This is a genomic window from Azoarcus sp. KH32C, assembly GCF_000349945.1.
In the GTDB taxonomy this organism is placed as follows: Bacteria; Pseudomonadota; Gammaproteobacteria; order Burkholderiales; family Rhodocyclaceae; genus Aromatoleum.
In genome coordinates, this window is record NC_020516.1 from 3,667,410 (window position 1) to 3,685,274 (window position 17,865).

The window sequence follows — 17,865 nt, forward strand, 5'->3', positions numbered from 1 at the left end:
GTCGGTCTCCTCGTCCCTGCAAAACGTTGGATTGATGTGTTTTCGTGACTTCGGAAGATTAGGCGCGGGATCGGTGCAGCGGGCGCCAAGGTGGTTGCAAATCCTGCCAAGCAATTTATGCTTTATAGACCATGTCCGCAGTCCTTACTCCTCCCCTCGATCCTTTGCGCGGCCCGGCGGCTACGCCGATCGCCTTCATCCGCACGATCGTCGCGGCCTACCGCCATTACGGGATCAATCCTGCCAATGCGCTGCGCGAGGCGCAGATTGCGCCGGAAGCGCTGGCGAATCCGGATGCACGGGTGACCGCGGGGCAGATGGAGATCATGTCGGGCGTCGCGATGCAGGAGCTCGACGACGAGGCGCTGGGCTGGTTTTCGCGGCGCCTGCCGTGGGGAAGCTACGGCATGCTGTGCCGGGCCTCGATCACCGCGCCCGACCTCGGCATCGCACTGAAGCGCTGGTGCCGCCATCATCGGCTGCTGACCGACGACGTCGTGTTCCACCTCGACAGCGACGGTGCGGTCGCGAACATCCGCATCGAGGTGCGACGCTACCTCGGCGAGATGCAGGAATTCTGCCTCGTGACGCTGCTGCGCTACCTGCTCGGCTATGCCTGCTGGGCGATCGACTCGCGGATCTCGCTGCTCGCGGCGCGCTTCCCGTTTCCGGCGCCACCGCATCGGAGCGTCTATCCGCTGCTCTTCCAGGGGCCGGTCTCCTTCGATGCGCGGCAGGCGGAAATCAGCTTCGATGCACAGTATTTGCGACTGCCGCTACGACGCGATGAAGCGGCACTACAGCAGATGCTCAGGCGCGCGCTGCCGCTGACGGTGCTGCAATACCGCCGTGATCGTCTGCTGGTGCAGCGCGTGCGTCACCTGCTGCGCGAACGTCTCGACGAGGCGGCGACGGCTGAAACCTTGGCCGAGCGGCTGCATCTGTCGCCACGCACGCTGCATCGCCAGCTCGACGAGGAAGGGGCGTCCCTGCAGCAACTGAAGGACGAGGCGCGGCGCGAGCGGGCGATCGAGTTGCTGAACCGGACCAACCGGCCGATCAAACAAATCGCCCAGGCGGTGGGATTCAGCAACGAGAAGAGCTTTTCGCGGGCGTTCCGGCAGTGGACGGGGGAATCGCCGAGCGCATTCCGCGAGCGCCGGCCCGGCATGTCAGTCTCGCGCGGCGACGAGCGGGCGAGCACCGACGCCGTCGCGTAAGTCACGCTCCAATCGCCGGCCCGAACCTACCTCGCGCGCTTCAGCACCACCTCTCCCGAGCCGCCACCCGACGCAGTCGCAGTCACCCATTTCAACTCGTCGCCATTGATCGAAAGCGGCCGCTTTTGCTCGAGCCCGTTCCAGTTCGGGAAGGTGCTGGCCTCGATGTAGAACGTGATCGTCTTGTCGGCCTCATTGACCGTGTAGCGACCGAAATGCGAGATCGATCCCTGCGCGATGGACTTGTACTCGTCAGGCGTGCCATCCATGCGATTGCCGGACGCGAAGCGAGGCAGGTCGGAACGGATGGTCACAAGGGCATAGTGCCCGTTGCCGTCGAAGATCGCGACGCCGTTGGGTGCGGATCCGTACATCGGCGAACGGCTGCCGTCCGGGCGTACCGTGTCGACCGAAACGTAGGTCCAGGCGCCGACCAATTGCGATTGCAGCGACGGCTCGGCGAGCGCGGCACCAGACAATAGCATCGCGCCAAACGGAAGCGGCGCAATGAGCGCCCGCGTCAGACAATACGATTTCGCCATGATTGCCCTCCAACGGCGTCCCCTTCATCCCGGCCGGAGCACGTGGTCTCCCCTGCGAACTGGCCGGCATCCAAACCGAAGGATAGACGCCGCTCCGGGACATTGCCATATGACATTGCCCCGGATCCGACTCAGCCGTCGGAACGGCCCTGCGGCAGAGGAGCGGCTGCGACTGATCGGTGTGCGCCAAGCTTGTGCAATTTCCCGTGCAGGCGTCGCGTGCCGTACCAAGTCGCCGCGCAGACGAGCGGAAGCGCGACGCCGACAGCCTGGTCGACCGGGACATCAAGGCCCCAGCTCTTCAGCGCCTTCAGCCCATACGCGGCAAGCCCGATACCGTAATACGAGATTGCCACGACCGACAGCCCTTCCACCGCCTGCTGCAGCTTGAGCTGGAGCTTCGCACTGCGGCTGAGGCTTTCGAGCACGCTCTGGTTCTGCCGCTCCTGAGCGAGATTGACGCGCGTGCGCAACATGTCGTTCGAACGGCTCACCTTGTTCGCGAGCGCTTCCTGGCGCGTCGCGACCGAGACGCAGGTGTCCATCGCCGGCGCAAGCCGACGCTCCATGAATTCGCCGATCGTCGGCACGCCTTCGATCCGTTGCTCGCGCAACTCGCCGATCCGCGCCTGAACGATCCGGTAGTAGGCCTGAGCGGCGCCGAACCGATAACCCGTATGGAGCGACATCGCGCGCATCTGGCCGTCGAGTCGCGAGATCTCGCGCAGCAGTTGCTCGGCGTCACCGTCGATGTCGAGTGCGCTCATTTGCGCGCCGAGACCGCTCAGATCTTCCTCGATGCGGTCCAGGCGTGCCGTGCTTTCGCGTGCGAGCGGCAGCGCGAGGAGCGCCATCATCAGGTAGGTCTCGATCTCGCAGATACGCTGCACGAGGCGACCCATCTGTGCTTCCCTCAGGCCCGTGTCGCGGACGAGGAAGCGCGAGAAGCCGTCCGGCCCGACCTGGAAATCAGTCCAGATCTCGCCTCCCGAAAGCACGCGGCTGCCGACCAGCGGCGGCTTGGGGAACAACGCCTGCAGGCGCGCGTCGGCGATGTCCAGAGGCTCTCCGTGCTCGGCGTGGATGTGCGAAGCGACGATCACCGCGGAGCCGAGCGACTCGAGCCAGTCCGCCGGGACGTGGCGGATTGCCGGCTCGGCAAAGCTTTCAGCGCCGCCCGGTTCGACGAAGGTGAAGGTCGAGAACTCGCTGTGACGCTCCCACTTGATGCGGAAGTGGCCGAAGTCGTGGAAGAAATGCTGTGCACCCGCCTTGGGACCGGCGACGCCGAAACGCGCGCACAAGGATCCGAGGAGATGCTCCTGGCGCTCGCAGCCCTCGTCGTCATGGATCGCGAGGTGCGAGATGCGGGCGGGCGCCCCGATCGCCATGAAGGGGCGCGAGTGGATTTCTGCGGCAAGCGTAAGCCGCAGCGGATGGTTCAAGCTGCTGGGGAGATTCATCGTCGCGGGAGCATCGCAGGGCGCCGATCACGCCTTGCAACGCTCGGCGCGACGGGCCGGCGTGCTGCTTCTTGTTAGTTGTATCCGAGCACGACGACGGTGGTGACGTCGCGGCGTTCGACTTCGAGCTGTGAGGCCAGGTCCTCGTTGCGGGTATCGACACGGCGCGTGAGGAGGTTCAGGACTTCGCCCGCTGCGGCACGCTCGTTCTGTGCGCTCGCGAATTGACCACCGATGAATTGCTTGTTCGTCGTCTGCTGCTGGTTAATCATTTGCTGTCTCCAAATGGATGAACTGAAAAGAAGAGAAACAAAATCGGCCGTTCCGGCTAAAGATTTCGTCTCCCTGCGCGCCAATTCGCGTCCTTTATTGTTTTTTGATGCCGATTTGCTGGGGCGGATTTTCCGCAGGATGCCAATCACCTTCAAACGAAATAAACTACGAAGATCATGAGTCGGAGGAAGTATCCATGCGCAGGCGCATCCCCAGTATCGAAGCCCTGGTTGCTTTCGAGGCTGCAGCGCGCCACCTGAACTTCACGCGCGCGGCCGATGCCCTGTCGCTGACGCAAAGTGCCGTGTGCAAGCAGATCGCAGCGCTCGAGGATTACCTGGGCGTCCCGCTCTTCAACCGGGTCAAGAAACGCATCTCGTTGACCGAAGCCGGCGCGGTCTACGCAAAACGCGTTTCCGAAGATTTGGACCGTCTCGAACGCAGTACGATTTCGCTAATGTCTCATCGCGGGGAACGCAATGTTCTCGAACTCGCGGTGATCCCGACTTTCGGCTCCCGCTGGCTGATTCCGCGCCTCGCGCAATTCCATGCGGCCAATCCGGGAATTACCGTTAACCTGACGACGCGCTCGGATCCATTCGTGTTTACCGAGACGTCTTTCGACGCGGCAATTCATTTCGGGGCGCCGGTCTGGCCGGGTGCTGTTTCGCATCCGCTATTCGGCGAGGAACTGGTGCCGGTGGGCAGCCCGCAATTGCTGGCGACACACCCGTGCAAGGAACCGCGCGACCTGATCGGACTCCCGCTGCTGCATCAGTCGAACCGGCACGCCGCGTGGCAGCGCTGGTTCGAGGCGGCCGGCGTGAAGGACGTGGACGTGATGGGCGGCCCGCGCTTCGACCTCTTCTCGATGCTCGTCGAAGCGGCGTCGGCGGGCCTCGGCGTCGCGCTGGTGCCACGCTTCCTGGCGCTGAGCGAGCTCGAATCGGGTCAGCTGATCATTCCCTTCGACCGCTCGCTGCGCTCGGAGATGGGCTATCACCTCGTCTATCCCGATTCGCCGAGCACGAACCCGGCGCTGGCGCGCTTCACGGCCTGGCTGCTCGCCGAGGCAGCGGCGTATCGTGAAACGATGAGCCCCGCCGAGACTGCACGGGCAGCCTGAGCGGGGCGGGTTCGACGAGCTACGGCTTACGCGGCCTGCAGGACCGGTGCCGCCGACGGCACGGGCGCGCTCATCGGAAGGCAGCCGAACAGGTTCTTCGGGTTCGCGAGTTCCGGGATCAGCGAAATTTGGTCCTCGACGCCCTCTTCGATCGCGAGATCGCGCATGTAGCGCAGCGCCGAGAAATCCTCCAGCGCGAAGCCCACGGAATCGAAGATCGTCACTTCGCCCGCCGATTGACGGCCGGAAAGTTTGCCTGCGAGCACGTTCCACAGTTCGACGACGGGGAAATCCGCCGGCATCTGCTGCATGTCGCCCTCGATGCGCGACTGCGGCTCGAATTCGCAGAACACGCGGCCCTTGGTCAGCACTTCAGGATGCAGCTCGGTCTTGCCCGGGCAGTCGCCGCCGACGCCGTTGATGTGCATGCCGGGCTCGATCATGTCCGGTGTGAGGATCGTCGCGTTGGTCTTGTCGGCGGTCACGGTCGTGACGATGTCGCAGCCTCTCACCGCTTCGCGGGTGCTCGCGAAACGCTTGGCGGACAGGCCCATGCGCTCGAGGTTGGCGACGAGCTTGTCGGTTGCGGCCGGATCGACGTCGAAGAGGTGGAACTCGGTGATGCCGACCAGGTGATGGAAGGCGAGCGCTTGGAATTCGCTCTGCGCGCCATTGCCGATCAGCGCCATGCGCTTGCTGTCAGGACGGGCGAGCGCGCGGGCGGCGACGGCGGACATTGCTGCGGTGCGCAGCGCGGTGGTCAGCGTCAGCTCGCTGACGAGGGTCGGCACGCCGGTATCGACATCAGCGAGCACTCCGAAAGCCATCACCGTGGTCAGGCCAAAGCGATGGTTCTTGGGGTGCCCGTTGACGTACTTGAAGGAATACAGCGAATGATCCGAGATTGGCATCAGCTCAATGACGCCATCGTGCGAGTGGTTCGCGACGCGGGCGCTCTTCTCGAATTCGTTCCAGCGCAGGAAGTCCTGTGTGATGTATTCGGCCATGCCTTTTAAGCACTCGGCGATGCCCTTCTCGGCGACGATGGCGGCAGCACGCTCGGCGCTTAGGAATCGGGTCGCAACGCGTTTCGCGACATTCATGATCTGGCTCCTCTCATTTGTTGTGCGATTTCTGTGAGGAAATGATCGACGAATTGCGTGGCAGGCAAAATACCAACTTGTGTGCTATTTTGATAAAAACTTGATCAAACTGACAGCAAAAATTGGCTTTTTGAAAAAATGGACACTTTGGACCAGCAACTCATCGGCCTGCTGCGCAGCAACGCGCGAATGAGCGTCGCCGACCTCGCGCACAAATTGAAGGTCTCGCGCGGAACGGTCACCAACCGGATGAAGAAGCTCGAAGACGATGGGATCATCGTGGGCTACACGGCGCAGTTGCGTCCGGATTCGCAACCAAACGAGATCCGCGCGTGGATGAGCATCGTCGTCGCCGGCAACGAGACGCGCTCGGTGATCGCGAGCCTGCTCGGCGAGCCGGGCGTCGCGTCGCTGCATGACACCAACGGGCGCTGGGACCTGCTCGCGGAACTTCGCGCGGAGAACCTGACCGAACTCTCGAACGTGCTCGAACGCATCCGCCTGATCCGGAGCATCCAGCAGACCGAGACGAGCATCCACCTCGCGAGCTATCGCGTCGATACGCATTGAGCGGCCCCGGATTCTGTATATACATTTTCTCGCATCCGGCACAAAACAGGGCGGCTGAGAGCCCGCATCGATTGCCCGGACAGGCCCGCGACCATCTGCACCTGTCGATCCGGCGAAGAAGACCTAAACTATCTCAGACAGCCTCTCGGTGCCTGCAGCATGAATCCTGAACGGACGCTGCAGTCCGGATTCGCCGCGCGTCGTTGACGCCTTTCGACACGCCCTTTATTGTATATACAACTTCATCAGGAGCCTCCCATGGCCGACAAGCGCTCTCGCCTCCTGTGGCGCGATATCACCGTCTTCGATGGGCAGCACGAGCTGGCCGATCCGATGGCGGTGCTCGTTGCGGACGGTCGCGTCGCGAAGCTATGTCGCGATGCCGAACTCGATGCGGCCGACCTCGCCGGCGTCACCGACATGGGGCATGGCGGCGTGATGACGCCGGGCCTCGTCGATTGCCACACGCACCTCGTCTTTGCCGGCTCCCGCGCGGGCGAGTTCGCGCTGCGTCTCGAAGGGGCGAGTTATGCCGAAGTCGCGCAGGCGGGCGGCGGGATCCTGAGCACGGTTCGCGCGACCCGCGACGCGAGCGAGGACGAGCTGGTTGCCGCCACGCTGCCCCGTCTCGACGCACTCCTCGCAGACGGCGTGACAACGGTCGAGATCAAGTCCGGCTACGGGCTGACGGTCGCAGACGAGTTGAAGATGCTGCGTGCCGCGCGCCGGCTCGGCGAAATCCGGCCGGTCCGCGTCGTCACGACGCTGCTGGGCGCCCACGCCCTGCCCCTCGAATACCAGGACGACAGCGACGCCTATATCCGCCTCGTCTGCAACGAGATGATCCCGGCCGCGGCGGCGGATGGTCTCGCCGATGCCGTCGACGTGTTCTGCGAGGGCATCGCGTTCAGCCCGGCCCAGTGCGAGCGCGTCTTCTCGGCGGCGGCGCGTCATGGCCTGCGCGTCAAGGCGCACGCGGAGCAGCTCTCCAATCTCGGCGGCGCCGCGCTCGCGGCCCGTCACGGCGCGCTGTCGGCAGACCACATCGATTATCTCGACGACGCAGGTGTCGAATCGATGGCGGAGGCCGGCACGGTCGCCACCTTGCTGCCGGGCGCCTACCTCACGCTGCGGGAATCGCAGCAGCCCCCGATCGACGCGCTGCGTCGCCACGGCGTGCCGATCGCCGTCGCGACCGACGCGAACCCGGGAAGCTCGCCGATGTTCATGCCGACGCTGATGCTGAACCTCGCCTGCACGCTGTTTCGCCTGACGCCGCGCGAAGCGCTCGCCGGCATGACGACCAATGGCGCACGCGCGCTGAACCTCGCGGACGTCGGACGCATCGCCGAAGGCCTGCGCGCGGACCTGTGCGTGTGGGACGTCGAGCGCTCGAACGAACTCGCGTACGCCGTACAGGCCGGCCGGCTGCGGCAGCGCATTTTCGATGGAGAGATCACGCAGGAGCGAACCCATGAGCGCTGATCGTCCCACTTTCGATTCCTGGACCGGGCGCATCGACCCCGAACCCGACACGCTGCGCTGGCACCAGGTCATCCGTCCGATCGAAGACGCCGACCGTCCCGGTGTCGCGCTCATCGGTTTCGCCTGCGACGAAGGCGTGCGGCGCAACCAGGGCCGCCCGGGCGCAGCGCACGCCCCCGCGGCGATCCGCAAGGCGCTCGCGAACGTCGCGTGGCATCGCGAAGGCCCGGCCTTCGACGCCGGCGACATCGTCTGCACCGAGGGCGGGCTCGAAGCGGCGCAGGCGCGCCTCTCCGAAAACGTGACCGAGCTACTCGCCGCCGGGCATTTCCCCATCGTGATGGGCGGAGGGCACGAAGTCGCGTACGGCAGCTGGGAAGGCCTCGCCGGTCACCTCGCGCGGAAAGCAGGCCGCACACCGCGGATCGGGATCGTCAATTTCGACGCGCATTTCGACCTGCGCGACCCCGCGCCGGTGACTTCGTCGGGCACGCCCTTCACGCAGATCGCCGAGGCCTGCGCCATCCGCGGCTGGCCCTTCCGCTATGCCTGCATCGGCGTGAGCCGCGCCTCGAACACGCGGGCGCTCTTCCGGCGCGCCGCCGACCTCGACGTGCTGGTCCGGGAGGATCGCGAGGTCACCCCTGCGAGTCTCGCGGACATCGGCAAGGCGCTGGATGCCTTCATCGCCGGCTGCGACCACGTGCATCTGACGATAGACCTCGACGTGCTGCCCGCCTGGGAAGCCCCGGGCGTCAGCGCACCGGCCGCGCACGGCGTGCCGCTCGCACTGCTCGAACCGCTCGTCGAACGCGTGCGCGACAGCGGCAAGGTCCGCCTCGCCGAGCTCGCCGAGCTGAACCCCGAATTCGATCTCGACCACCGCACGGCCCGCGTCGCCGCGCGGCTGATCCACACCCTGACGCTGAACGGCTGACGCCAAGGCCGTCACCCAACGACACCAAGAAGGACACCGGAGGAGAACACGATGACGAGTCCCGATCCCCGCCACGACCCGAGCCGCAGGATTGCTGCACCGACCGGCACCGAGCGCAGCGCGAAGAGCTGGCTCACCGAAGCGCCGCTGCGCATGCTGATGAACAATCTCGACCCGGCCGTCGCCGAGCGTCCCGAGGATCTCGTCGTCTATGGCGGCATCGGCCGTGCGGCGCGCGACTGGCAGTGCTTCGACAAGATCGTCGAAGTGCTGTGCCGCCTCGAGGAAAACCAGACCCTGCTGATCCAGTCCGGCAAGCCCGTCGGCGTCTTCGAAACTCATCGCGATGCGCCGCGCGTGCTGCTCGCGAATTCCAACCTCGTGCCGGCGTGGGCGAACTGGGAGCACTTCAACGAGCTCGACCGCAAGGGCCTGATGATGTACGGCCAGATGACCGCCGGCTCGTGGATCTACATCGGCTCCCAGGGCATCGTGCAGGGCACTTTTGAAACCTTCGCCGAGGCTGGGCGCCAGCACTATGGCGGCGACCTCAAGGGCCGCTGGGTGCTCACCGCCGGCCTCGGCGGCATGGGGGGCGCGCAACCGCTTGCGGCGACGCTGGCCGGTGCGTGCTCGCTGAACATCGAATGTCAGCAGTCGCGCATCGACTTCCGCCTGCGTACCCGTTACCTCGACGAACAGGCGGCCGACCTCGACGACGCCCTCGCCCGCATCGAGCGCTACACTCGCCAAGGCGCGGCAGTGTCGATCGGCCTGTGCGGCAACGCCGCCGAAATCCTGCCCGAACTCGTGCGCCGCGGCGTGCGCCCGGACATGGTCACGGACCAGACCAGCGCCCACGATCCGCTGCACGGCTACCTGCCGATCGGCTGGACCTGGGACGACTACGTCGCGCGCGGCCAACGCGAGCCCGAAGCCGTCGTCGCCGCCGCGAAGCGTTCGATGGTCCAGCACGTGCGCGCGATGCTCGCCTACCACGCGATGGGCGTGCCGACCTTCGACTACGGCAACAACATCCGGCAGATGGCGCTCGACGAAGGGGTGGCCGATGCCTTCGCCTTCCCCGGCTTCGTCCCGGCCTACATCCGACCGCTCTTCTGCCAAGGCATCGGCCCCTTCCGCTGGGTCGCGCTCTCAGGCGACCCGGAGGACATCTACAAGACCGATGCAAAGGTCAAAGAGCTGATCCCCGACAATCCGCACCTGCATCGCTGGCTCGACATGGCTCGCGAACGCATCAGCTTCCAGGGCCTGCCGGCGCGCATCTGCTGGGTCGGCCTCAAGGACCGCGCCCGCCTCGGCCAAGCCTTCAACGAGATGGTCGCGAAGGGCGAATTGAAGGCCCCGATCGTCATCGGCCGCGACCACCTCGACTCGGGCTCGGTCGCGAGCCCCAACCGCGAAACCGAGAGCATGATGGACGGCTCGGACGCGGTGTCCGACTGGCCGCTGTTGAATGCACTCCTCAACACCGCCGGCGGCGCGACATGGGTGTCGCTGCACCATGGCGGCGGTGTCGGCATGGGCTACTCCCAGCATGCGGGCGTCGTGATCGTCGCCGACGGCACGCCGGAGGCCCACGCCCGGCTCGGCCGCGTGCTGCGCAACGACCCGGGCACCGGCGTGATGCGCCATGCGGATGCCGGCTACGAGTCCGCCCGCGACTGCGCGCGCGAGAACGGCCTCGATCTGCCAATGCTCGACGCCGCGAAAGGAGCCTGATGTGACCGAACTGAATCTCGACCCGCGCATCGACCCAAGCACCGACCTGACGCTCGTTCCAGGCCAGCTCACGCTCGCGCAACTGCGCCTCGCATGGCAGCACTCGCTGCGCGTGACGCTGCCCGAAGCCGCTTCGCCGGCCATCGAGCGCAGCGTCGCCTGCGTGCGCCGCGTCATCGACGAGGACCGCGTCGCCTACGGCATCAACACCGGCTTCGGCCTCCTCGCCCAAACGCACATCGCGCACGAGGACCTCGAAACCCTGCAACGCTCGCTCGTGCTGTCGCACGCCTGCGGGGTCGGCGAGGCGCTCGACGACGCGACGGTGCGCCTGATCCTGCTGCTGAAGGCGAACAGCCTCGCCCGCGGCTTCTCCGGCATCCGCCGGCAAGTCATCGACGCGCTGATCGCGTTGATCAACGCCGACGTCTATCCCGAGATTCCGGCCAAGGGCTCCGTCGGCGCCTCGGGCGACCTCGCCCCGCTCGCCCACATGTCGCTCACGCTCCTCGGCGAAGGCCGCGCGCGCCATCGCGGCAAGTGGCTGCCCGCGCGCGAGGCGCTCGCGATTGCGGGCCTCGAACCGCTGACGCTCGCCGCAAAAGAAGGCCTCGCGCTCTTGAACGGCACGCAGGTCTCGACCGCCTACGCGCTGCGCGGCCTCTTCGACGCCGAAGACCTCTACGCCGCCGCCACCGTCTGCGGCAGCCTCACGATCGAAGCCGCGCTCGGCTCGCGCGTGCCCTTCGACGCCCGCATCCACGCCGCACGCGGCCAGCGCGGCCAGATCGACGCGGCCGCGGCCTACCGTCTTCTTCTCGAAGACACGAGCGAGATCGCGCAGTCCCACGTCGCCTGCGGCAAGGTGCAGGACCCCTACTCGCTGCGCTGCCAGCCGCAGGTCATGGGCGCCTGCCTGACGCAGATCCGTCAGGCTGCCGAGGTGCTCGCGGTCGAAGCGAACGCCGTCTCGGATAATCCGCTCGTCTTCCCCGACGAGGACGACATCCTCTCGGGCGGCAACTTCCACGCCGAACCCGTCGCGATGGCCGCCGACAACCTCGCACTCGCAATCGCCGAAATCGGCGCACTCGCCGAACGGCGCATCTCGCTGATGATGGACAAGAACATGTCCCAGCTCCCGGCCTTCCTCGTCGCCAACGGCGGCGTCAATTCCGGCTTCATGATCGCGCAGGTTACCGCCGCCGCGCTCGCGAGCGACAACAAGGCGCTGGCCCACCCCGCCAGCGTCGACAGCCTGCCGACCTCGGCCAACCAGGAAGACCATGTCTCGATGGCCCCGAACGCCGGCCGCCGTCTATGGGCGATGGCTGACAACGTGCGCGGCATCCTCGCCGTCGAATGGCTCGCCGCGTGCCAGGGTCTCGACTTCCGTAACGGCCGCAAGAGCTCGCCGAAGCTGGAGGAAGCGCGCGCCGCACTGCGCGCGAAAGTGCCGTTCTATGACGTCGACCGCTTCTTCGCGCCCGACATCGCCGCTGCAACCGCTCTGCTCACCGAACGGACGCTATCTTCATTAATGCCAATCGGATTACTTCCTTCGCAACAATAAGAACATAAGCATTTCCGGATTCGCCTCGCGCGAAACAAGATTTTCGCTTATGATTCAAGCTCATGTGACCTCTCTGCCAGACATCCGATGACGATCGCCGCGAAGCTCCGATTCAGCTACCTTGTTCTGGGTATGCTCGCGCTCGTCATCGGGGTACTAGGCCACCGCGAGATCATGCGCGTCGGGGATGAGTTCGACTACGCAGTCAATCGCACCCAGCCGGTGGTGTCCACTCTGCAGGAAATTCGATACCAGGCCATGCGCGTCGAGGCGGCAGCGCATGGCCATCATTGGAACGAAGCGGCCAGCGACGAAGGGCCTGCCGCAAACGCGGCAATTCCACCGCTCGACGCATTGGTCAAGGCCGATGAACGTTATCGCGAACTGATGAATCGTTATTTCGCGAACGAGCAGGACATGGCCAAACCGGTCCATGCCAGCGTTGCGAATTTGCATGCGCTCGCGCGCAAGCACGAACAGGCCGGTGCAACGAGCACGCGGCAGGCGGACGTGGAGCGGGACAAGGCGCTGAACGCCCTCCTCCTTGCCGTCGACACCGCCCTGCAGTGCGAATCCGCCGAGCTCGAGGAATATCAGGAAACCGTCACGACGACGGTCGCCGAGCATGCGCGGACGGTCGCGGTCGGCACGGCCCTCGCCATGCTCGCCACCTTGCTGGGCGGGATCTACTTCAGCCGGCGCCTGACCCGGCCGATCGTGACGCTGCGCAACGTTGCCATCGGGCTGGGCGGCGGCAATCTCGAATTGCGTGCACCGATCACATCGCGGGACGAAATCGGCGAACTCGCCGGCGCCTTCAACGACATGGCCCAAGCGCTGGACAACACGATGGTGTCGCGCCAGCACCTCGAAGCGATCATCGACTCGATGAGCGAAGGCGTACTGGTGATCGGCGCGAGCGGCCGGATCAAGCGCGCCAACCGGAGGGCCCGCGAGCTATTCCACGCGCCTGGAGAGACCCTCGCCGGGAAGTCCGCCGCCGAATTGCTGCCGGCGATCGCCGACTGGTTCGCGTCGCCGGCAGGGATCCCCGACACGGCAATCCGGGAAATCGAACTGCCGGGGACAAGCGGCACACCCCTGTCGCTCTTGCTTGCCGTATCGCCGATCCTCGACGGCAATACGATGAGCGGCAAGGTCCTGACTCTGGTCGACATCGGCGAGCGCAAGCGTGCCGAAGCCGAAATCCGCGCTCGCGCTGAGGAATTCCATCGCCTGAACCGGCGCCTCGAACAGACCACGGCCCAATTGCTGCAATCCGAGAAGCTTGCAGCCGTCGGCCAACTTGCCGCGGGCATTGCCGACGAAATCGATAGCCCGATCGGTTTCGTCAACGGCAATCTCGGCACGGTTCACAAGCACCTGCGCAAGCTTTTGCAAGTATTGGCGGTCTATGAGCGGCATGAAGCCGTGATGCGGCACGACGCAGGCGCCGCGCGGGAAATCAACGATGTGCGGAAGGGGGTCGATGTCGACCAGCTGAAAGAGGACTCGGTGGCCCTGCTCCGCGAATCCCGGGACGGGCTCACACACGTGCGCAGGATCGTCCAGGACCTGGAGGAATTCTCCCATCCCGCCAACGACGATTGGCAGTTCGCTGATCTGCACAAAGGCATCGACTCCACGCTCAACATCGTGTGGAACGAGATCAAGTGCAAGGCCACCCTGGTCAAGGACTTCGGCCTGCTACCCGAGATCGAATGCCTGCCGTCCGAACTCAACCAGGTGTTCATGCACCTGCTGGTTAATGCGGCCCACGCCATCGGCGATAAAGGCACGATCACCATCCGCACCGCAGCGATCGGGTCCGACCGCGTCGCGATCGAGATCGCCGACGACGGCAAGGGGATCGCTCCCGGACACCTCTCGCGGCTTTTCGAGCCCTTCTTCACGACCAAGCCCGCGGGCCAGGGATCCGGCCTTGGACTTTCGCTCAGCTACGGCATCGTCCGCAAGCATCGGGGCACGATCGAGGTCGACAGCACCCTCGGCAAAGGCACGCGCTTCCGCATCTGCCTGCCCGTCCGTCAGGCGCCCGAGGCCGTGCTTAATGAGAGCGCCTGAGCCGCCGCCATCGATCGTACCGCATGCCAACTGCACTATCTCCCGGCATATTTCACAAGGCGTAACGGAAGCACCTTGCGACAAATCGACCCACAATGTCATATTGTGGCGCAAAGCCGCATAGGGAGCTGCGAAAATGTTGTGCGACGAGAAAGGCAGGAGGCGCGCCTTGCAGCTCCTGGCCGGCGCAGTGCTCGCCCCGATCGGGGTCGGTCGGGCGGCGGACTCCGTCGGCCCGCCACTGCGAATCGGAGTCTCGCTCAGTCTCAGCGGCGCCTACGCCAACAACGGCGACATGCAGCACAAGGCATATCAGCTGTGGATGGCCCAGGTCAACCGGCGCGGCGGGCTGCTCGGCCGCCCCGTCGAACTGCTCGTCCGGGATGACCGCAGCAGTCCGGACGCGGCGCGCGCGATCTACGAGGATCTGATCCAGCACAACCGGGTCGACCTCCTGTTCTCGCCATTCTCCAGCGGCATCACCTATGCCGTCGCTCCGATCGCGGACCGCTACGGCTATCCGCTGCTCGCCGCCGGCGCCGCCTCCGATGAGATCTGGAAACAGGGTTACCGCTACATCTTCGCCACGATTCCCCCCGCCAGCCGACAAACGGTGGGTTTCCTGACGCTGTTGGCCGACGCGGGAATCAGCACGCTGGCCATCGTCAGTACGCCGGACGTTTACGCAGTAACCCTCGTCGACGGAACCCGCAAATGGGCCTCCGAATACGGGATCCGCATCGTCTCGACGCAGGGAATTGCCGCAGGAACCCCCGATCTGGAGCCCGCGGCCCGCATCGCGCGCGAGTCGGGCGCCTCGGCCCTGCTGATGGCCGGGCAATTCGACGAATCCGTCAGGATGACTCAGGCATTGAAGCGCATCGGCTGGCGCCCTGCCGCGTTCTACGCCTCGGTCGGGCCGACGCTCGACAAATTTGGCGACGAGCTCGCCGGCGACGCGGATCGAGTCCTGGCGACGTCGACCTGGGAACCTCGCAGCGAATTGCCCTTCGCCGGTTCGGCCGATTTCATCCGCCAGTTCAACTCCCGCTTCAACCAGCAGCCCTCCTTCCTCGCGGCCCAGGCCTATGCCGCGGGGCAGCTGCTGGAGGAGGCCTTGAAGCGCGTCGGCCGCCTCGACCGCCGGTTGCTGCGCGACACCTTGGCAAGCCTTGACTGCAACGTCATCATCGGCCGTTATACCGTCGATCAGGCGGGCATGCTGACGCGACGCCCGCCGCTGATCATCCAGTGGCAGCGCGGTCGCCGCGAGATCGTCTGGCCGCCCGAGGTCCGCACTTCCATCGCCCGGCTCGGTCTTTAGGGGGCACCGTTGTTCTTCCACCGCTACCTGACCTTCCGCATCCTCGCACCGATCATCGGCATCACGCTCCTGGTCGGAGCGGCGACGATCGGGTTCGCGCTCTATGTGACCCAGCGCTTCGCCGACAAGCAGGCCGACACCAACCTGCGCTGGCGCGCCTTCATGGTGCGGCAGATCGCGGAAGACAATCTGCGGAACATGCTGCCGCCCGGACCGGACGGCGGCGACAGGGAAATCCGGGAAAGCCGGATCAACACGATGCTCAGCATCGAGGACTTCGCCCGCAGCCAGGGCCTGCAGGTCGCCGTCTACGACGAAGCGCGCGAAGTTCAGACAAATCTCGGCGACCTGAACATCGCCCCGCCGACACCCCCCGCAATCGATGAAGTGCTGCACCTGGAAATGGACGGCGAGCGCTTTCACACCTATACCGTCGAGTTCTCGCCATGGCGATGGCGCATCACGGTGATGCAGGACAACCGCGCCTATGAACACCTGCGCCACGAACTGACGCTGGGCGCCTGGGTGGCCGGGGGTTTCCTCGGTGGCACCGCATTCCTCTTCATGATCTACCTCACCGCACTGATGCGGCACCCGATCCAGTCCATGATCGCCGATCTGAAGGAGGGCCGACCGCCCCGCTACACCGGCGTCGCCGAACTGGAGTACCTGAGCACGTCGATCAGCAAGATGATGGCCGACCTCGGGGATAAGTCCGCCGCGCTCGAACGCTACCGCGACGAACTCGAAGAACGCGTCGAGGAACGCACGCGCGAGCTGACCGAAGCCAACACGCGCTTGCAGCAGACCAACGAGGAGCTCGTCCGGACGCACCAACAACTGCTGCAATCGGAAAAGATGGCCTCGATCGGCCAGCTTGCTGCAGGCGTCGCGCACGAGATCAACAATCCGATCGGTTTCGTGACTTCCAATCTCGGCACGCTCGACGAATACCTGCGCGATCTGCTGCGCGTGCTGGACACCTACGAGCGCCATGAACCCCTCGTGCGCAGCGATCAAACCGCGGCGCAGGACATCGACAGCGTCCGCCGCGAGATCGATATCGAGTACGTCAGGCAGGACGTCGTGCCGCTGCTCAATGAATCGAAGGAAGGCCTGGCCCGCGTGCGCAAGATCGTCCAGGACCTGAAGGAGTTCTCGCACGTCGGCACCGGCACCTGGCAGCTGGCCGACCTGCACAAAGGCATCGAAACGACCCTCAACATCGTCTGGAACGAAATCAAGTACAAGGCCACGGTCGTCAAGGAATTCGGCGATCTGCCTGAGGTGCAGTGCCTGCCGTCCGAGCTCAATCAGGTCTTCATGAACATGCTCGTCAACGCGGCGCAGGCCATCTCCGAAAAGGGCACCATCACGATCCGTACCGCGGCGACCGAGCGCGACGTCACGATCGAATTCGTCGATACCGGCAAGGGCATCGCCCCGGAACACCTGCCCAAACTGTTCGAACCCTTCTTCACCACCAAGCCGGTCGGACAAGGCACCGGCCTCGGGCTATCGCTGAGCTATGGCATCGTGCGCAAGCACCAGGGCATCATCGAGGTCGAGAGCGCGCCGGGACAAGGCGCCCTCTTCCGCATCCGGCTGCCGATCCGTCAGCCCGAGAAAGCCGAAGCCGTGGCCTGATACGTCGGCGTCTGTATCATTGGTCGATTGCAGCCCGCCCCAAGGACCTCCGTGGACAGCCCCTCTCCCCGCTACCAGCAGATCAAGGATTTCCTGCTCGAACGGATACGCGGCGGCACCTGGCCGGCCCATCACCAGATCCCGCCCGAGGAGCAGCTCGCGCGCGATTTCGGCGTGAGCCGCATGACCGCCAACAAGGCGATCCGCGACCTCGTGCATACCGGCCACCTCGTCCGCCAGCCCGGGCTCGGCACCTTCGTCACCGACCGCAAGGCCGAATCCCCGCTGCATGAAGTGCTCAACATCGCCGCCGAAGTGCGCGCGCGCGGCAACGAGTACAGCAACGACGTCCTCTGCCGCGACGCCATCGACGCCGACGACGAGGTCGCGCTGCACCTGGGCGTGCGGGTCGGCACGCGCGTCTTCCATACCTTGATCGTGCATCGCGAAAACGGCCGTCCGATCCAGCTCGAAGAGCGCTTCGTCAATCCCAAGTGGGTGCCGCACTACCTCGACACCGACTTCTCGCAGCACACGCCCAACGAAGTCCTCGTCGCCGCCTGCCCGATCTCGGACGTCGAGCACGTCGTCGAAGCCGTCCTCGCGGACGCACAGACCGCCGCCTGGCTCGATACGACGACCGCAACGCCCTGCCTCTTGATGATCCGCCGCACCTGGTCGGACGAACATCTCGTCAGCTACGCGCGCCTCATGCATCCAGGCGACCGCTACAAGTTACGCTCGACGATGCGCAGCCAACGCTGACGCCAGGCC

General features: G+C 65.3%; 16 protein-coding genes. 12 read left to right on the forward strand and 4 right to left on the reverse strand.

Features of this window, described 5'->3' with window-relative positions; all coding sequences use genetic code 11:
• The first annotated feature begins 131 nt into the window (after positions 1–131).
• On the forward strand, positions 132–1,220 hold the full coding sequence (locus tag AZKH_RS16255) for an AraC family transcriptional regulator (RefSeq protein WP_015436880.1): 1,089 nt from the start codon (positions 132–134) through the stop codon (positions 1,218–1,220).
• Between the two features lie 26 nt (positions 1,221–1,246).
• Here AZKH_RS16255 and AZKH_RS16260 read toward each other — a convergent pair whose 3' ends face one another.
• The 3 genes from AZKH_RS16260 to AZKH_RS16270 all read right to left on the reverse strand — a co-directional run bounded on the left by AZKH_RS16260 (position 1,247) and on the right by AZKH_RS16270 (position 3,497).
• On the reverse strand, positions 1,247–1,762 hold the full coding sequence (locus AZKH_RS16260) for a lipocalin-like domain-containing protein (RefSeq protein ID WP_015436881.1): 516 nt from the start codon (positions 1,760–1,762) through the stop codon (positions 1,247–1,249).
• Between the two features lie 131 nt (positions 1,763–1,893).
• The gene (locus tag AZKH_RS16265; RefSeq protein WP_015436882.1) at positions 1,894–3,225 is read right to left on the reverse strand and encodes a DUF3422 family protein; all 1,332 of its coding nucleotides are present in this window, start codon (positions 3,223–3,225) and stop codon (positions 1,894–1,896) included.
• A 74-nt stretch (positions 3,226–3,299) separates the two neighbouring features.
• A complete protein-coding gene (locus AZKH_RS16270) occupies positions 3,300–3,497 on the reverse strand; it encodes a hypothetical protein (RefSeq protein WP_041656286.1) in 198 nt (65 codons plus the stop codon).
• Between the two features lie 13 nt (positions 3,498–3,510).
• Here AZKH_RS16270 and AZKH_RS27325 point away from each other — a divergent pair, with 13 nt between their 5' ends.
• On the forward strand, positions 3,511–3,678 hold the full coding sequence (locus tag AZKH_RS27325; protein WP_156822119.1) for a hypothetical protein: 168 nt from the start codon (positions 3,511–3,513) through the stop codon (positions 3,676–3,678).
• Positions 3,679–3,694: 16 nt separating this feature from the next.
• The gene (gcvA, locus tag AZKH_RS16275) at positions 3,695–4,624 is read left to right on the forward strand and encodes a transcriptional regulator GcvA (protein WP_015436883.1); all 930 of its coding nucleotides are present in this window, start codon (positions 3,695–3,697) and stop codon (positions 4,622–4,624) included.
• Positions 4,625–4,650: 26 nt separating this feature from the next.
• On the opposite strand, the gene AZKH_RS16280 is transcribed toward gcvA, so the two are convergent.
• Positions 4,651–5,727 (reverse strand): ornithine cyclodeaminase, encoded by a 1,077-nt coding sequence (locus AZKH_RS16280; RefSeq protein ID WP_015436884.1) that lies wholly within the window; start codon positions 5,725–5,727, stop codon positions 4,651–4,653.
• 138 nt (positions 5,728–5,865) lie between these two features.
• Here AZKH_RS16280 and AZKH_RS16285 point away from each other — a divergent pair, with 138 nt between their 5' ends.
• The 9 genes from AZKH_RS16285 (at position 5,866) to hutC (ending at position 17,856) form a co-directional block, all read left to right on the forward strand.
• Positions 5,866–6,297 carry an Lrp/AsnC family transcriptional regulator gene (locus AZKH_RS16285; RefSeq protein WP_015436885.1) on the forward strand — a complete coding sequence of 144 codons (432 nt, stop codon included), beginning with the start codon at positions 5,866–5,868 and terminating at the stop codon, positions 6,295–6,297.
• A 258-nt stretch (positions 6,298–6,555) separates the two neighbouring features.
• Positions 6,556–7,782: an imidazolonepropionase gene (gene hutI / locus AZKH_RS16290; protein WP_015436886.1), complete on the forward strand. Its 1,227-nt coding sequence runs from the start codon at positions 6,556–6,558 to the stop codon at positions 7,780–7,782.
• The gene (gene hutG, locus AZKH_RS16295; RefSeq protein ID WP_015436887.1) at positions 7,772–8,719 is read left to right on the forward strand and encodes a formimidoylglutamase; all 948 of its coding nucleotides are present in this window, start codon (positions 7,772–7,774) and stop codon (positions 8,717–8,719) included. Before hutI ends, hutG begins: the two co-directional genes overlap by 11 nt.
• 51 nt (positions 8,720–8,770) lie before the next feature.
• Positions 8,771–10,462, forward strand: coding sequence for a urocanate hydratase (gene hutU, locus AZKH_RS16300; protein WP_015436888.1), 1,692 nt, complete (start codon positions 8,771–8,773; stop codon positions 10,460–10,462).
• Position 10,463: 1 nt separating this feature from the next.
• On the forward strand, positions 10,464–12,035 hold the full coding sequence (gene hutH / locus AZKH_RS16305) for a histidine ammonia-lyase (protein ID WP_015436889.1): 1,572 nt from the start codon (positions 10,464–10,466) through the stop codon (positions 12,033–12,035).
• Positions 12,036–12,122: 87 nt separating this feature from the next.
• Positions 12,123–14,120 (forward strand): ATP-binding protein, encoded by a 1,998-nt coding sequence (locus tag AZKH_RS26960; RefSeq protein ID WP_015436890.1) that lies wholly within the window; start codon positions 12,123–12,125, stop codon positions 14,118–14,120.
• A gap of 169 nt (positions 14,121–14,289) precedes the next feature.
• Positions 14,290–15,444, forward strand: coding sequence for an amino acid ABC transporter substrate-binding protein (locus tag AZKH_RS16315; protein WP_041656289.1), 1,155 nt, complete (start codon positions 14,290–14,292; stop codon positions 15,442–15,444).
• Between the two features lie 9 nt (positions 15,445–15,453).
• Positions 15,454–17,091, forward strand: coding sequence for an ATP-binding protein (locus AZKH_RS16320; protein WP_015436892.1), 1,638 nt, complete (start codon positions 15,454–15,456; stop codon positions 17,089–17,091).
• Between the two features lie 51 nt (positions 17,092–17,142).
• Positions 17,143–17,856: a histidine utilization repressor gene (hutC, locus tag AZKH_RS16325; protein WP_015436893.1), complete on the forward strand. Its 714-nt coding sequence runs from the start codon at positions 17,143–17,145 to the stop codon at positions 17,854–17,856.
• The last annotated feature ends 9 nt before the right edge of the window (positions 17,857–17,865 follow it).

What these genes read in the sequence shown, in the direction of transcription:
- AZKH_RS16255 (WP_015436880.1), top strand. Translation starts at nt 132, where the DNA reads ATGTCCGCAGTCCTTACTCCTCCCCTCGATCCTTTGCGCGGCCCGGCG.
- AZKH_RS16260 (WP_015436881.1), bottom strand. Translation starts at nt 1,762, where the DNA reads ATGGCGAAATCGTATTGTCTGACGCGGGCGCTCATTGCGCCGCTTCCG.
- AZKH_RS16265 (WP_015436882.1), bottom strand. Translation starts at nt 3,225, where the DNA reads ATGAATCTCCCCAGCAGCTTGAACCATCCGCTGCGGCTTACGCTTGCC.
- AZKH_RS16270 (WP_041656286.1), bottom strand. Translation starts at nt 3,497, where the DNA reads ATGATTAACCAGCAGCAGACGACGAACAAGCAATTCATCGGTGGTCAA.
- AZKH_RS27325 (WP_156822119.1), top strand. Translation starts at nt 3,511, where the DNA reads ATGGATGAACTGAAAAGAAGAGAAACAAAATCGGCCGTTCCGGCTAAA.
- gcvA (WP_015436883.1), top strand. Translation starts at nt 3,695, where the DNA reads ATGCGCAGGCGCATCCCCAGTATCGAAGCCCTGGTTGCTTTCGAGGCT.
- AZKH_RS16280 (WP_015436884.1), bottom strand. Translation starts at nt 5,727, where the DNA reads ATGAATGTCGCGAAACGCGTTGCGACCCGATTCCTAAGCGCCGAGCGT.
- AZKH_RS16285 (WP_015436885.1), top strand. Translation starts at nt 5,866, where the DNA reads ATGGACACTTTGGACCAGCAACTCATCGGCCTGCTGCGCAGCAACGCG.
- hutI (WP_015436886.1), top strand. Translation starts at nt 6,556, where the DNA reads ATGGCCGACAAGCGCTCTCGCCTCCTGTGGCGCGATATCACCGTCTTC.
- hutG (WP_015436887.1), top strand. Translation starts at nt 7,772, where the DNA reads ATGAGCGCTGATCGTCCCACTTTCGATTCCTGGACCGGGCGCATCGAC.
- hutU (WP_015436888.1), top strand. Translation starts at nt 8,771, where the DNA reads ATGACGAGTCCCGATCCCCGCCACGACCCGAGCCGCAGGATTGCTGCA.
- AZKH_RS26960 (WP_015436890.1), top strand. Translation starts at nt 12,123, where the DNA reads ATGACGATCGCCGCGAAGCTCCGATTCAGCTACCTTGTTCTGGGTATG.